Below are 13,501 nucleotides of genomic sequence, written 5' to 3'. Positions count from 1 at the left end.
GTGCGCCGCACCTGGCGCGACACTTACGCGCGCACGCGCCGCCTCGCGAGCGCGCTCCAGCGCGCGGGCATCGGCCGCGGCGACACCGTCGCCGTGCTGCTGCCGAACATTCCAGCGATGGTCGAAGCGCACTTCGGCGTGCCGATGCTCGGCGCCGTGCTCAACACGCTCAACACGCGGCTCGACGTCGCGACCATGCTGTTCATGCTGCGTCATGGCGAGGCCAAAGCGCTGATCGTCGATACCGAATACGCCACGCTCGCGCAACGCGCGGCGCTCGCGTTTCCCGAGCTGAAAATCATCACCGTCGCCGATGTCGCGCCCGCCGACCCCGAGCATTTCCCGCGCGCGATCGACTACGAAACCTTCCTCGAACAGGGCGATCCCGAGTCCGCGTGGCAGCCGCCCGCCAACGAATGGGACGCCATCGCGCTCAACTACACCTCGGGCACGACGGGCGATCCGAAGGGCGTGGTCTATCACCATCGCGGCGCGTATCTGAACGCGGTCAGTAACATCCTCGAATGGGATCTGCCGAAACACGCCGTCTATCTGTGGACGCTGCCGCTCTTTCACTGCAACGGCTGGTGTTTCGCGTGGACGATTGCGGCGCGCGCGGGCGTGAACGTGTGTTTGCGCAAGTTCGACGCGAAGCTCGTGTTCGACCTGATCCGCACCGAAGGCGTCACGCATTATTGCGGCGCGCCCATCGTGCAGGGCGCGCTCGCGGATGCGCCCGCCGAGTATCGCGAAGGCATCGCGCACACGGTCCGCACGATGGTGGCGGGCGCGCCGCCGCCACCGGCCGTGATCGCGAAGATGAAGCAGATCGGCATCGAACTCACGCACGTCTATGGGCTCACGGAGGTCTACGGGCCCGCGTCGGTGTGCGCCGTGCAGGACGCGTGGAAGTCGCTGCCCGACGACGAGCAGGCGCGTCTCGCCGCGCGTCAGGGCGTGCGCTATCACCTGCAGGCGGGCGTGAGCGTGCGCAATCCCACGACAATGGAACCCGTGCCCAACGACGGCGAAACGCTCGGCGAGATCATGTTCCGCGGCAACATCTGCATGAAGGGCTATCTGAAGAACGAGCGCGCCACCGAAGACGCGTTTCGCGGCGGCTGGTTCCATACGGGCGACCTCGGCGTGATGACGCCCGATGGTTACGTGCGCATCACCGATCGCAGCAAGGACATCATCATTTCGGGCGGCGAAAACATTTCGAGTATCGAAGTGGAAGACACGCTGTATCGGCATCCGGCGATCGCGCTGGCGGCCGTCGTCGCGATGCCCGATCCGAAGTGGGGCGAAGTGCCCTGCGCGTTCGTCGAGCTGCGTCCGGGGGCGAGCGTGACGGCCGAGGAGATCGTCGCGCATTGCCGGCTGTTTCTCGCGAGCTACAAGGTGCCGCGCGTGGTGAAGTTCGGCGAGTTGCCGCGTACCGCGACCGGGAAGATCCAGAAGTACGAGTTGCGCGCGCAGGTGGGGTCGCAAAGCGCAATCGACCTCGGCAAGTCAGAAAAGCCCGCAAAATGAAGGGTTTTTGAAAGCTCGGAAGCGCGACGGCAGGCGTCGGGCGATGTCGAAGCCGCGTCTGCCCGCCGCCGAATGTAACGCCTCTTGACAACCCGGCCCTTTGATCGGCGCGCGCAATCTTCAGAAAGGCGCGGTAATCCTTTTTGCATCAAGGTTCGACTGTTAAAAGCGCCGATTTCTTATGAGGGTTTGAGTGAAACGAAAGCTTACAAGTGCTCACGTTTTCCCTGCGTTCCTCTCGCTAAGCTTGGTTCCGTGGTCGAACGCAGCGCAACAACCGATGCGCGGCGACGATGAACCCGAAGAGGAGGAAAGAACATGAACACCAAGAGCTGGAAGACCCCCGCACGCGCCCTCGCGGCTGCACTGCTGGCCGGCGGCGCGCTGATGGGCGCCTCGAGCGCCTTCGCTCAATCCGCACCGTACGGTCTGCGCGCCGACTCGGCGCCCGAATACGGTCAGCCGCACATGATGCCGGTGGGCGTGCAACTGTCGATCGGCTGGCACGACAACCGCTACTGGGACGGCCACCGTTACTGGGAGCACGACGAGTGGATGCACCATCACCCGCATGATCCGGGTCCGCGCGGTCACGACGACCATCGTCCGCCGCCCCCGCCGCGCTACTAATGCGTGATCTTGCGCGGCTGTCTTCGAGCGCCGCGTGAAGTTCTCGCTGTTAGCCGGACCGCCGAGGCCGGTCTCTTCGAAAGAGAGACCGGCCTCGACGCATTTCTCCCGCGTTTCTCTCGCATTGATCCCGCGTTTCTCCCGCATCTTTCCCCTCGACGGGGCGCTTTCGCGCCATTTTCGGGCGACGCAGCGCGGCGCGCATTTCACTCCCTTACCTGAATCCTGCTAACTGCGACTATCGCCCGTGTTCGCTTGATTTGGGCTCCGAATCACAATTGACGCGAACGAAGGGAAAAACGCGCGCCCGGCGCTGCGCTTACGCACGGCGGATCCGTGTGCAAGCGCACAGAAGGTAATGCTGCGTAATGCGCCCGCGTTGATCCAGGCCCGGCTGGCGGTTAAGGTGGTCGGGCGTTTCGTTCCCCGGAGCGCACGGTGTATTCTCATTGCCCCGGCCGCTACGGTTGGGGCTTTTTTTTGCGCGCGAAAAACCGCGATGACGCCATCGCGCAAGCGCACCCACGCGTAGAACGCGCACGGCCTGCGACATTATTTTGCGTTGCCGTGGATTTTTGATGGGCGTAAGGTGGAATCGCCTCTTGAGAACAGGCGAGCCTTATGACCCCCGGTCATCGGAGCACATCCTGACCGGGGATTTTTTCTGCGTGCTTGCCGCAGAGAGGAAGCGTCTGGGAGATCGCGGCGCAGGAGCTGCGGCGCCACGACGAAATCGGTATATGACGGATCACCGAATGAGGAGTTCGGATTCGCTCCAGCCAGAGCTAGACCCGTCATGGAACGCATTATCGGGCCTCGCGCCCAAAGCGTCATTAGCACAACGCGCAAGAATCCATTACGGAAATTGTCAAGATGCCGCAGCGCGGCCTGACGTCGCAGTTTTTTGCCGCGACATCGCGCGCACGATCCCGCGACAAGACGCGCGGCCTGTCCGCCCAACCGCGCGCGCCGGCACATCCGCTAACATGACGGTTTGCCCTGGCCGCTCCGGCCTTGCTACCGGCCCCGCCCGCTTTGCCCACCTATACCCTTGCCAACTCCGTCGGCGCGGAACTCGATATCCGCAAGAGCCGCTTCATCGCCCTCGCGATTCCGGTTGCCGACCGCGAAGCCGCCATGGCCGAACTGCGCCGTCTGCGCGACGAACATCCCACGGCCACGCACGTCTGCTGGGCGCTGCTGGCGGGCGGCCAGTCGGGCATGTCCGACGACGGCGAACCCTCGGGCACGGCCGGCCGCCCGATCCTCGAAGTGCTGCGTCATCACGATCTCGACGGCGTGCTCGCCGCGGTGGTGCGCTACTACGGCGGCGTGAAGCTCGGCGCGGGCGGCCTCGTGCGCGCCTACACCGACGCCATCGCGCACGCGCTCAAGGACGCACCGCGCGTCGAGCGCATCGCGCAGGCGCGCTTGATGGTGGAAGTGGGCTATCCCGACGAAACGCGTGTGCGTCACTGGATCGAGCAAGGTCAGCACACGCTCGTCGACAGCCGCTACACGATGACCGTGCGCCTGACGGTCCAGCTTCCGGCCACCGAAGTGGAAGCCGCGCGCGACACGCTGCGCGATCTCACGCAAGGTCGCGCGGGCTTTCCGGAACACGACTGAGCGACGCAGCGCTCGCGCTCTCACACTCTGACGCGCGCGCTCAGGCCGAAATGATCACCTTGAGCGCCTGCGTGCGCGCCGCTTCGCCGAAGGTGGCGTACGCATCCATGATCTGATCGAGCGTGAAGCGGTGCGTGACGAGCTTGCCCGGTTCGAGACGTTTCGACTCGACGGTGGCGAGCAGCATCGGCGTGGTGTAGGTGTCGACGAGTCCGGTCGTGAGCGTGATGTTGTGCGCCCAGAGCTTCTCCAGATGCAGATCGACCTTGGTGCCGTGCACGCCCACGTTCGCAATCGTGCCGCCCGCGCCAATGATCGACTCGCAGATCGCGAAGGTCGCCGGAATGCCCACGGCCTCGATCGCCACATCCACGCCGCGTCCGTTCGTGAGCGCCGTCGCGCGTTCGACGGCGTCGCCGCCCTTGCTGTTCACGACGTCGGTCGCGCCGAAGCGCTTCGCGACTTCGAGCCGGTTGTCGTCGAGATCGATCATGACGATGCGGCCCGGCGCGTAGAACTGCGCCGTCATGAGCGCCGCGAGCCCGACCGGCCCCGCGCCGACGATCGCCACCGTCTGCCCCGGCTTGACCTTGCCGTTGAGCACGCCGCATTCGAAGCCAGTCGGCAGAATGTCGCTGAGCATCACGAGCGCCTCTTCGTCGGCGCCCTTCGGCAGGTGGTAAAGACTCGTGTCGGCGTGCGGAATGCGCACCTTCTCCGCCTGCGTGCCGTCGATCAGATGACCGAGAATCCAGCCGCCCGTGGTGCAGTGCGAATACATCTGGCGGCGGCAATATTCGCACTTGCCGCACGAGCTGATGCAGGAAATCAGCACCGCGTCGCCGACCTTGAAGTTGGACACGCCCTCGCCCACCGCTTCCACCACGCCCACGCCTTCGTGGCCGAGCGTCGTGCCGGGCTTCACCTCGGGCACGTCGCCCTTGAGAATGTGCAGATCGGTGCCGCAGATGGTCGTCTTCGTGACGCGCACGATGGCGTCGGACGGTTTTTCGAGTTGCGGTTCGGGTTTATCCGCCAGCGCTTTCTGGCCGGGTCCATTGAATACGAGTGCTTTCATCTTGCTCCTCCATTTAGACGATGCGAGGAAAAGAAAAGAAACGATGTGCAATGGCCGCGCGCGCTTCATCGCCGTGTCATTGCGTGTCATTGCATAGTGCGCGACGGTGGATGCGATTATTTCGTCGATTAACGCTGCCTTTGCGCGTCGTCCGATGTCATGACGGACTGCATCCGGACTCAATCGAGCTTAGCACCGGAATCGCGCACGACACTGCGCAAATGGACTAATGGACGCAGACGAATCGTCGCAGCCTGCGTCAATCGCCATCGACGGAAATGCTGAAAAAACGGCGAACTAAAAGCGCGGTGCGCGCCACGCAAAATCGCAATCGCATGCGGCAAAAAAAAAGCCGCCGATGAAAATCGGCGGCTAACAGGGGACGTGAAGAACAACCGCGAATCGACTATCGAATCGACCCGACGCACCCATCATGGCGACGCAAAATTAAGGCAAACTTAAACCCAGGGAAAAGTCCGCAGAAAGTTTCATTACGGCGGCTTCATGACAGCGCGTTGCTGTCCGCCTTCCTGACATCTGGAAAGCAACGAAGCGCACGATCGTCTAATCTCGTAACAAAGAGGGCGGCGCGCGCGTGGCAGCGCATGCGCCGCCACGCGGGGTCATCAGGCCGCGCACATCACGTGAAAGGGACGAGAAGATGTTCGATCGTTTGAGGGAAGGCGCAGGTCCCGAACGGCGCCACCGCGTCTGGAGCAAGCTGCGCATCCTGGTGGCGGCCATTGGAACGCTCGGTTCGGCCACGGGCATCGCGATCGCCGTGCTCGGGCTCGTGCAGTTCAACAACCAGAAAGTGATGATCGGCGTGGGCGTGATCATCGTCTCGACGGCCGTGTACGTCTCGATCCTCGCGCGCGACCGCAATCGCGTCGACTAGCGTCGACTCAACACGCACTCACATCGACTCACCTCGCGCCGCCCGGATCAGGCAGGCGGCGCGCAGCCTGCAACTCGACACGCGCCACCTCGACGATCAACGACGCTGCACGACGCCTGCACAACACAACCGCGTGGCAGCCGTCACGCGCCCTGCCCGACTGCCACACACGGCTCGGCGCTGCGATAGTGATCGTAGACGCGCTCGCGCTCCTCGCTCGCGAGCTGGCGTTTTTCCGTGAGCTTGAGCATGCGATGGCGGTCCGCGCCGAGCGTCGCGTAATAGCGCTCCGAGTGCAGCCGCCGGAAGCGCGTGAAGAAGTCCGGCCCCGGCAGCCCCGAATCGGTCGCGAGCAGCGACGCGTAATCGGCCACCTGTGGCTCGCACAGCGCCGCCGCCGCCGCTTCGAGTTGCTCGTAACGCTCGCGCAGCGGCACGGTCTGCGCGAACAGCGCGTGAAAGGCCCCATACGGCACGAGGCCGCGCCGGCTGGCTGCGCGCCGCAGCAGGCGTCCCACTTTTTCGTCGAGTTCTGTATTCATTGCTGTAGCCCGTAAAAGTATTCGAGGCGGGAGAGACTTGCGGATTCGCGCCGCGACGCGCAGCAGCGTGAAACCGGTCCGCCTTTTCGATCCATCCGACTCAATTCAAATCGCATTCAGCGATTCAAACGCGTGAATTCAGGCACCACGAATTTCGCAAAGCGATTCAATGGAAATCGGAAATGCATTCTGCCCAAATTTACGGGATCGCTCTCGTAATCTGCCCCCGGGCGGCCGTGATAAAAAGGATTGCAAACATTGCTCAGGACCGGTCGGCGGTCCATGATGGCGCGTACGCGCAATGCGTCGCCGTATTGTTGATCGAATTGGATACGTTCATTTTTTCCGATAGTCCAGGAAAATCCGTAAGTCAAGCAGACTATTTTTCCGCCAGCTATACACATTCCCTACAAAAACAATTATTAATATCCGCTGCGGACTGCCCGAGCGGTCCGCACGCGTCCCAGTGGACGTCCCGCGTGGACGTCACGTTTCGCCGTCCGCAAGAGGCCACGCGTCGAGCAGGTGTTGACGCAAGGCCGCAGCAAACGACAAGACCCGCATGCAGGAATTGGGTTGAAGGAGCGGCGCATCCGCAAGCCGCATGACCGGAATCTTTCGTCGACGAGTGATCACATGCTGACCAGAACCGAAAATTTGCCGAGCGTCGCGCGCCGGATGGCCGCCGGACAGATGCTCGTGGAAGGCGCCACGGTGCATGCCGTGGCCGACTCGCTGCACCTCTCCGCCCAGACGGTGCGCCGCTACAAGTCCATCGTGGAGGACGGCGGTCTCGCCGCGCTCCAGCAGATGAGCGTGGGCGGCCGCCCTTCCGTGCTCGACCACGCCGCGCTGGGCTGGATCGCCAATGCGCTGCACGGTTCGGCGCGAGAGCATGGTTTTGCAAGCGATGCGTGGACCAACAGCCGCGTGCGCGAACTGATCGGCCGCCAGTTCGGCGTCCATTATTCGCGCGTCTATACGTGGCAGATCGTGTCGAATCTCGGCCTCGGCCATCGCCTGTCGAAATCGGCACGCTGATTCGAACGGGTTCACGCGGGCAGGTCCGGCAATTCGCGCAAACGTTGCACTCAGGTTGCACCCGGCCGCGGGCGTCGTGACGACACCCGCGCGCGCTGGTGCGTGCGTCGTGCGCCGCATTGCGCTGCGTTGCGTTATGCGACGGAGCCGTTTCCGTGCGGAATCGGCGCTGATTCAGCACACGCCGCGCACACGCCGCGCACAAGCCTCATTCAGCCGGCAATTCAGCCTGCCACGTCCGGCGCCGCCGACGCGCCCGGCGCGATGTCGTCCTCGCCGGTCCACGCCTTCGCGCGCACCTGGTTGCGCCCGGCGTTCTTCGCCTCGTAGAGCTGCACGTCGGCGGCGGCCAGCAGCTTCGCGCCGCTGACGCCCACGGGCGGCTCGCAACTCGCGCAGCCCACGCTCACCGTCACGCAGCCGTGGCGCGAGCCCGTGAACGCCAGATTCGCCGACTCGATACGCCGCCGGATCTTCTGCGCGACCTTCTCCGCGCCCGCCAGCGTCGCGCCCGGCAGCACCACCGCGAACTCCTCGCCGCCGTAACGCGCGACCATGTCGGCGGCGCGCCGCGTGCCCGACGCGATGCGCTCGGCCACCAGCGCGAGCACCTCGTCGCCGGCGGCGTGCCCGTAGGTATCGTTGAACAGCTTGAAGTGGTCGATGTCGAGAAACAGCACGCCCAGCGGCTCGCGCTCGCGCACCGCGCGCTGCCATTCGACGACGAGCCGCTGATCGAGCGCACGCCGATTCGAGAGTCCCGTGAGCGGATCGGTGACCGCGAGGCGCATCAACGCGCCCTCGGCGATCAGCTTGTCGCGCAGCGCGAAGGCGAGAATCCACGACACCGCCACCCACGCGCCGCCGAACACCGTCGTCATGACGAGCGCGACCATGCTGCGCCGCCGCCAGCCCGCGAGGATATCGGCGACGGCGGGCGCCACGCCGATGATTATCGGCGTCGTGCCCACGCGGCTCCACGTGTAGAGACGCTCCACGCCGTCGGCCGCCGAATGCGCGGCGAAGGTGCCCGCCGGATGGCTCGACACGACCTTGAAGGTTTCGCGCTGGCGGAAATTCGCGCCGACGCTGTTCGGTATCAGCGGCTTGCTCGCGATGAGCGTGCCATCCGACATCATGATGAAGACCGCGCCACGCGGCCCCACATCGATGTGATCGAGCAGTTGCTGAAAATACTCGAGCCGCACGCCGAGCAGCGCAACGCCCGCGAACGCGCCATCGGGCGCGCTGATGCGGCGCGTGAGCCCGATCGACAGCACGCCGTTGCGCAGCCGCGAAGCATAGGGTTTCGAAATGAACAGGCCGAGTTGCGGATCGCGCTGCTGCGCGACGAAGTAATCGCGATCAGCGACGCTCAGGTTCGGCGCGGCCTCGCCGCTCTGCGACGCCTTCACGTGACCTTGCGCGTCGAGCACATAAGCGCCGCCGAGATACGAGGCCGCCGTCGCGCGGTCGAACAGCACGCGCTGGCGCAGCGCGTCGGGCAGCGTCCACGTCGTGCTTTCCTGCGCGCTCGCGACCACGGCGCGCAGCGAGAGATCGTATAGCTCGACATTGCGCGCGATATCGCTGCTCAGGAGCCGCAAGATGTTCTGCGATGTCTCGACGGCGTGCCGCATCTCCTCGGCGCGGCTTTCGTAAAGCGCCACATACGTGACGGTCGCCATCACCGTGGCAACGAGCGTGCCCGAGAGCCCCGCGAAAAACGGATGATTGCCGATCGCGCGCGTGGCGAGCCGGCCTTGCGCGAACAGCCAGCGGCGCAGACGCTGGGTCGGCGAAAGCACGCGCCGCGCCAGCCGTCCGCGAGGCCGCGGCTCGGGCGACGCGGTCCGCTTCACCTCGTCCTCCGTCACGGCGGGATGACGTTCAGGCTCTTGAACACGTTCGACCACGCGCCCATTCCTCCGACGATTGACACGCAAAACACGCGTAAAACGCCCTTTTCTTGCGAGCTTTGCGAGCCGTACGCACGAAAATGTCATCAATCCGACACGCTGGCTCCGGATGATCGGAAGCGCGACTTTCGCCGCATTTTCATCGCCCTTTCAGCTACAGGAGCCAGCACGTCATGCCGGACCTTTCCCTGTCACCGCAGCCTGGCGCCTCGCCCGCACGCGGCCGCAGCGCGAGCCTGCTCGCCTTCCTGCTCGTGATCGCCGCGGGCGCCGTCTATGTCGGCATGCATCTCGCCGACGATCTGTCTCCCGTGCGCGAAAGCTCTGCGTTGCCCTGGCTGTTGCTCGGCATCGCGCTGCTGATCGCGCTGGGCTTCGAGTTCGTGAACGGCTTCCACGATACCGCGAATGCCGTCGCGACCGTCATCTACACGCACTCGCTCTCGCCGAACCTCGCGGTGATCTGGTCGGGCGCGTGGAATTTCCTCGGCGTGCTCACGTCCACGGGCGCGGTCGCGTTCGGCATCCTGCAGTTGTTGCCCGTCGAGCTGATCCTGCAGGTGGGCAGCAGCGCCGGTTTCGCGATGGTGTTCGCACTCCTGATCGCGGCCATCATCTGGAATCTGGGCACCTGGTACTTCGGCCTGCCTTCGTCGAGCTCGCATACGCTGATCGGCTCGATCATCGGCGTGGGTCTGATGAACCAGATGATGCACGGTTCGAGCGGCACGAGCGGCGTGGACTGGAGCCAGGCGATGGGCGTCGGCAAGTCGCTGCTGTTTTCGCCGATCGTCGGCTTCCTGTGCGCGGCGCTGCTGCTGCTCGTGCTCAAGGCGCTCGTGCGCGTGCCCGCGCTCTACGCCGAGCCGAAGGGCAAAGAACCGCCGCCGTTCTGGATCCGCGCGCTGCTGATTCTCACCTGCACGGGCGTCTCGTTCGCGCACGGTTCGAACGACGGCCAGAAGGGCATGGGCCTCATCATGCTGATCCTGATCGGCACGGTGCCGACCGCTTACGCGCTCAATAAGGCCGTGACGCCGGGCGAATCGCAGACCTTCGTCGCGGTCGCCGAACAGGCTTCACGCACCTTCGAGAAATATGCGAACGGCGTGCCCGCGCCCACCGATGCCACCGCCGTGCGCACCGAAGTCGAGCGCTATATCAGCTCGCGCACGCTCACGCCGCAGACGATCCCGGCGCTCTCCGCGCTCTCCGCCGAAGTGGGCCAGCAGGTGGCCGGCTACGGCTCGATGGGCAACGTGCCGCAATCGGTGATCGATAACGTGCGCAACAACATGTACGTGATTTCCGAAGCGATCCGCCTGATCGACAAGGCGAAGCAACCCGCCTTCGCCGCCGACGACGCCAAGGCGATCCTCAACTTCCGCAGCCAGATCGATCACGCGACCAAGTTCATCCCGACGTGGGTGAAAGTGGCCGTGGCGATCGCGCTGGGTCTCGGCACGATGGTGGGCTGGAAGCGCATCGTGGTGACGGTGGGCGAGCGTATCGGCAAGCAGCATCTGACCTACGGCCAGGGCGCGAGCGCCGAACTCGTGGCGATGGCCACCATCGGCGCCGCCGACATGTACGGCCTGCCGGTCTCGACCACCCACGTGCTGTCCTCGGGCGTGGCGGGCGCGATGGCCGCCAACGGCTCGGGTCTGCAATGGAACACGGTGCGCAGCCTCGTGCTCGCGTGGGTGCTCACGCTGCCCGTGTCGATCGTGCTCGCGGGCGGTCTGTACTGGGTGTTCCGCCACCTGTTCTGAGCGCCGCATTCGTATCGCTATCGGCAAGGACCACAAGTAAAAGCAGCATCGCAGTAAAAAAAGCCGCGCCCCGAAAGGAGCGCGGCTTTTTCTATTCGAGCCGGCCGAGAACCGGACGCGACGCTCAATACACGTCGGGCACGATCATGGTTTCCGGCACCGGCTGGCGGATATAGTCGGGATGATGCACGCGCGCGGGCAGCGTCACCTGCGGATGCTCGACCTCGTGATACGGCACCTGACTCAGCAGATGGTGAATGCAGTTCAGGCGCGCACGCTTCTTGTCCACGCCCTGCACGACCCACCACGGCGCTTCGGGAATATGCGAGCGCTGCAGCATCACTTCCTTCACGTGCGTGTACGCTTCCCAGCGGCGGCGGCTTTCGAGGTCCATCGGCGAGAGCTTCCACTGCTTGAGCGGGTCGTCGATCCGGCTCTGGAAGCGCACTTCCTGCTCGTCGTCGGTGATCGAGAACCAGTACTTGACGATCTGCACGCCGCTGCGCACGAGCATCTTCTCGAACTCGGGCACCGAGCGGAAGAACTCTTCGTATTCGTCGTCGGTGCAGAAGTTCATCACGCGCTCGACGCCCGCGCGGTTGTACCAGCTACGGTCGAACAGCACCATTTCGCCGCCCGCCGGCAGATGCTGCACGTAACGCTGGAAATACCACTGCGTGCGCTCGCGGTTGTTCGGCGCGGGCAGCGCGGCCACGCGGCACATGCGCGGATTCAGACGCTGCGTGATGCGCTTGATGACGCCGCCCTTGCCCGCCGCGTCGCGGCCCTCGAAGATCACAACGAGGCGATGGCCCGTGCTGATGATCCAGTCCTGCATCTTCACGAGTTCGCCCTGCAGACGGATCAGCTCGCGGAAATAGACGCGGCGCAGCGCGCGCGCTTCCTCGCTGATCTGCAGACCGCTTTCCTGCAGGCGGTCGTCGACTTCCATTTCGAGCTCTTCGTCGTAGGCGTCGATGAGTTCTTCGTCGAGACGGCGGCGGCGATGACGCTCCGCTTCCAGATCCTGCTCGATGGCCGCTTCGCGGTCCAGTTCGTTCATGGCGACTCTCCTTTTTCGATCAATGGCACCCCGCGCCGGATGCGCCCCGCAAGCGAAGCGCCGATGGACACGGCCACACGCCACTATCGGCGCGGCGGGTGTCACGCGTATTTCATATGCATCGCGCGACGGGCTGATTTGCCGCTTCGCTGATTTACCGATTTTCTTACCGATTTTCCGCGCGCGCTCAGGTGCGCTGCAACGGTTGCGCAAAACTGAGTTCGTGGCCGTCCGGGTCGCGCAGATGGAAATAGCGCTCGCCCCACGGCGCGTCCTGCGGCGCGAATTCGGGCGACAAACCGGCGGCCACGGCCTGCTGGTAAAAGGCGTCGACGCTGGAGACGTAGAGAATCACGCGTCCCCAGCCCGCCACCGCGTCATGCGGCCCTTCGAGCAGGTTCAGGTAGGACTCGCCGCCGTCGCCGCCGAGCACGAACGACGCAAAGCCCGCAATTCGCGGCCCCGGCTTGTGCGCGAAGCCGAGCGGCTCGTAAAAACGCAGCGAGCGCGCGAGATCGCTCACGGTCAGCGTCACGGCGCTCAATGACTGGATACGCGCTTCGTGACGCGTGGCGGGCGGGGTCATGGCCTGGCCTCCTTGTGATGGGTGTCGCGGGCCGCGCACGGCCCCTGTCCGCCGACTTTAGCAGCCTTTCGCCGCCACGGGCGTCAGGCGCGCCCGCGCTTTGACCGGCCCGCCTCCTTCGGCGCGGCGGACCGGCGGCCGGTTCCGCCGACGCTCTTATCGACGGGCCGGCCGTCACTGGTCGGACCAGTTTCGAACAATCCGCTCTCCTCGCCCACCCGCGCGCGCACGAAGTCGATATGCGTCTGCATGGCCGTGCGCGCCTCCTCGGGACGCCGCGCCAGAATGGCGTCGCAGAGCGTGCGATGCTGCAGGAGCAGCAGCCCGGAGGCGTCGGCGGTCTGCTCGCGCAGCCCCGTGCCGTTGATCGTGATGTGCTCGCGCAGCACGCCCAGCACGCTCGTGTGCAGATGCAGGAACATCGCGTTGTGCGAGGCCTGCGCGATGACTTCGTGCAGCTTCGCGTCGGCGTCGGCCTCGGCGCTCTTGTCGTCGGCTTCGCGGGTGCGCTCCAGCGCGTCCATCTGCGCGCGGATGCGCTCGAGATCGTCGTCGCTCGCGCGCAGCGCCGCGAAATACGCGGTCGCGCCTTCCAGTACGCGGCGGAATTCGAGGATGTCGTCGCGCAAGGCCGGATGGTCGGCCACCAGTTGCCCCCACGGCGAAGCGAAGCCCGTGCGCAGCTGGTCGGTCACGAACACGCCCGCGCCCGCGCGGCTCGCCACGAGTCCGCGCGCGGCGAGCCGCTGGTTCGCGTCGCGCACCGTGTTGCGCGTCACGCCGTAATCCTGGGCGAGCACGCGCTCG

The 13,501-nt window shown here is 65.1% G+C and carries 12 protein-coding genes; 6 read left to right on the top strand and 6 right to left on the bottom strand.

Annotated elements, in window-relative coordinates; translation table 11 throughout:
- The 3 genes from G3N97_RS29775 to G3N97_RS29765 all read left to right on the top strand — a co-directional run.
- Positions 1-1,536, top strand: a 1,536-nt coding sequence (locus tag G3N97_RS29775; protein WP_205996526.1) for an acyl-CoA synthetase, incomplete at its 5' end; no start/stop codon positions are given.
- A gap of 318 nt (positions 1,537-1,854) precedes the next feature.
- On the top strand, positions 1,855-2,166 hold the full coding sequence (locus tag G3N97_RS29770; RefSeq protein WP_205996525.1) for a hypothetical protein: 312 nt from the start codon (positions 1,855-1,857) through the stop codon (positions 2,164-2,166).
- 1,035 nt (positions 2,167-3,201) lie between these two features.
- Positions 3,202-3,795, top strand: a complete 594-nt coding sequence (locus G3N97_RS29765) for a YigZ family protein (protein ID WP_205996524.1) — start codon at positions 3,202-3,204, stop codon at positions 3,793-3,795.
- Between the two features lie 40 nt (positions 3,796-3,835).
- Here G3N97_RS29765 and G3N97_RS29760 read toward each other — a convergent pair whose 3' ends face one another.
- On the bottom strand, positions 3,836-4,873 hold the full coding sequence (locus G3N97_RS29760; RefSeq protein ID WP_205996523.1) for a zinc-dependent alcohol dehydrogenase family protein: 1,038 nt from the start codon (positions 4,871-4,873) through the stop codon (positions 3,836-3,838).
- 661 nt (positions 4,874-5,534) lie between these two features.
- On the opposite strand from G3N97_RS29760, the gene G3N97_RS29755 reads away from it, so the two are divergent.
- On the top strand, positions 5,535-5,771 hold the full coding sequence (locus G3N97_RS29755) for a DUF2964 family protein (RefSeq protein ID WP_205996522.1): 237 nt from the start codon (positions 5,535-5,537) through the stop codon (positions 5,769-5,771).
- Between the two features lie 143 nt (positions 5,772-5,914).
- Here the strand turns inward: G3N97_RS29755 and G3N97_RS29750 are convergent, their stop codons facing one another.
- On the bottom strand, positions 5,915-6,313 hold the full coding sequence (locus G3N97_RS29750; RefSeq protein ID WP_205996521.1) for a hypothetical protein: 399 nt from the start codon (positions 6,311-6,313) through the stop codon (positions 5,915-5,917).
- 636 nt (positions 6,314-6,949) lie between these two features.
- Here G3N97_RS29750 and G3N97_RS29745 point away from each other — a divergent pair.
- On the top strand, positions 6,950-7,354 hold the full coding sequence (locus G3N97_RS29745) for a helix-turn-helix domain-containing protein (RefSeq protein ID WP_065063351.1): 405 nt from the start codon (positions 6,950-6,952) through the stop codon (positions 7,352-7,354).
- 224 nt (positions 7,355-7,578) lie between these two features.
- Here the strand turns inward: G3N97_RS29745 and G3N97_RS29740 are convergent, their stop codons facing one another.
- On the bottom strand, positions 7,579-9,162 hold the full coding sequence (locus G3N97_RS29740) for a sensor domain-containing diguanylate cyclase (protein WP_346778139.1): 1,584 nt from the start codon (positions 9,160-9,162) through the stop codon (positions 7,579-7,581).
- A 284-nt stretch (positions 9,163-9,446) separates the two neighbouring features.
- Here G3N97_RS29740 and G3N97_RS29735 point away from each other — a divergent pair, with 284 nt between their 5' ends.
- Positions 9,447-11,045: an inorganic phosphate transporter gene (locus G3N97_RS29735; RefSeq protein ID WP_205996519.1), complete on the top strand. Its 1,599-nt coding sequence runs from the start codon at positions 9,447-9,449 to the stop codon at positions 11,043-11,045.
- A 124-nt stretch (positions 11,046-11,169) separates the two neighbouring features.
- Here the strand turns inward: G3N97_RS29735 and ppk2 are convergent, their stop codons facing one another.
- The 3 genes from ppk2 to G3N97_RS29720 all read right to left on the bottom strand — a co-directional run.
- The gene (ppk2, locus tag G3N97_RS29730) at positions 11,170-12,108 is read right to left on the bottom strand and encodes a polyphosphate kinase 2 (protein WP_205996518.1); all 939 of its coding nucleotides are present in this window, start codon (positions 12,106-12,108) and stop codon (positions 11,170-11,172) included.
- Positions 12,109-12,295: 187 nt separating this feature from the next.
- Positions 12,296-12,694, bottom strand: a complete 399-nt coding sequence (locus G3N97_RS29725; RefSeq protein WP_205996517.1) for a VOC family protein — start codon at positions 12,692-12,694, stop codon at positions 12,296-12,298.
- 83 nt (positions 12,695-12,777) lie between these two features.
- Positions 12,778-13,501 (bottom strand): FCD domain-containing protein (locus G3N97_RS29720; protein ID WP_205996516.1); only part of this gene is annotated, 724 nt, incomplete at its 5' end.

This window comes from Paraburkholderia sp. Ac-20347 (assembly GCF_017104805.1).
Taxonomy (GTDB): domain Bacteria; phylum Pseudomonadota; class Gammaproteobacteria; order Burkholderiales; family Burkholderiaceae; genus Paraburkholderia; species Paraburkholderia tropica.
This window is presented reverse-complemented; position numbering and strand designations above follow the sequence as displayed.

Excerpts from the sequence above, each read along its gene's own strand:
- G3N97_RS29750 (WP_205996521.1), bottom strand. The coding sequence starts at position 6,313 with ATGAATACAGAACTCGACGAAAAAGTGGGACGCCTGCTGCGGCGCGCA.
- G3N97_RS29745 (WP_065063351.1), top strand. The coding sequence starts at position 6,950 with ATGCTGACCAGAACCGAAAATTTGCCGAGCGTCGCGCGCCGGATGGCC.
- G3N97_RS29725 (WP_205996517.1), bottom strand. The coding sequence starts at position 12,694 with ATGACCCCGCCCGCCACGCGTCACGAAGCGCGTATCCAGTCATTGAGC.
- G3N97_RS29735 (WP_205996519.1), top strand. The coding sequence starts at position 9,447 with ATGCCGGACCTTTCCCTGTCACCGCAGCCTGGCGCCTCGCCCGCACGC.
- G3N97_RS29770 (WP_205996525.1), top strand. The coding sequence starts at position 1,855 with ATGAACACCAAGAGCTGGAAGACCCCCGCACGCGCCCTCGCGGCTGCA.
- G3N97_RS29755 (WP_205996522.1), top strand. The coding sequence starts at position 5,535 with ATGTTCGATCGTTTGAGGGAAGGCGCAGGTCCCGAACGGCGCCACCGC.
- ppk2 (WP_205996518.1), bottom strand. The coding sequence starts at position 12,108 with ATGAACGAACTGGACCGCGAAGCGGCCATCGAGCAGGATCTGGAAGCG.
- G3N97_RS29760 (WP_205996523.1), bottom strand. The coding sequence starts at position 4,873 with ATGAAAGCACTCGTATTCAATGGACCCGGCCAGAAAGCGCTGGCGGAT.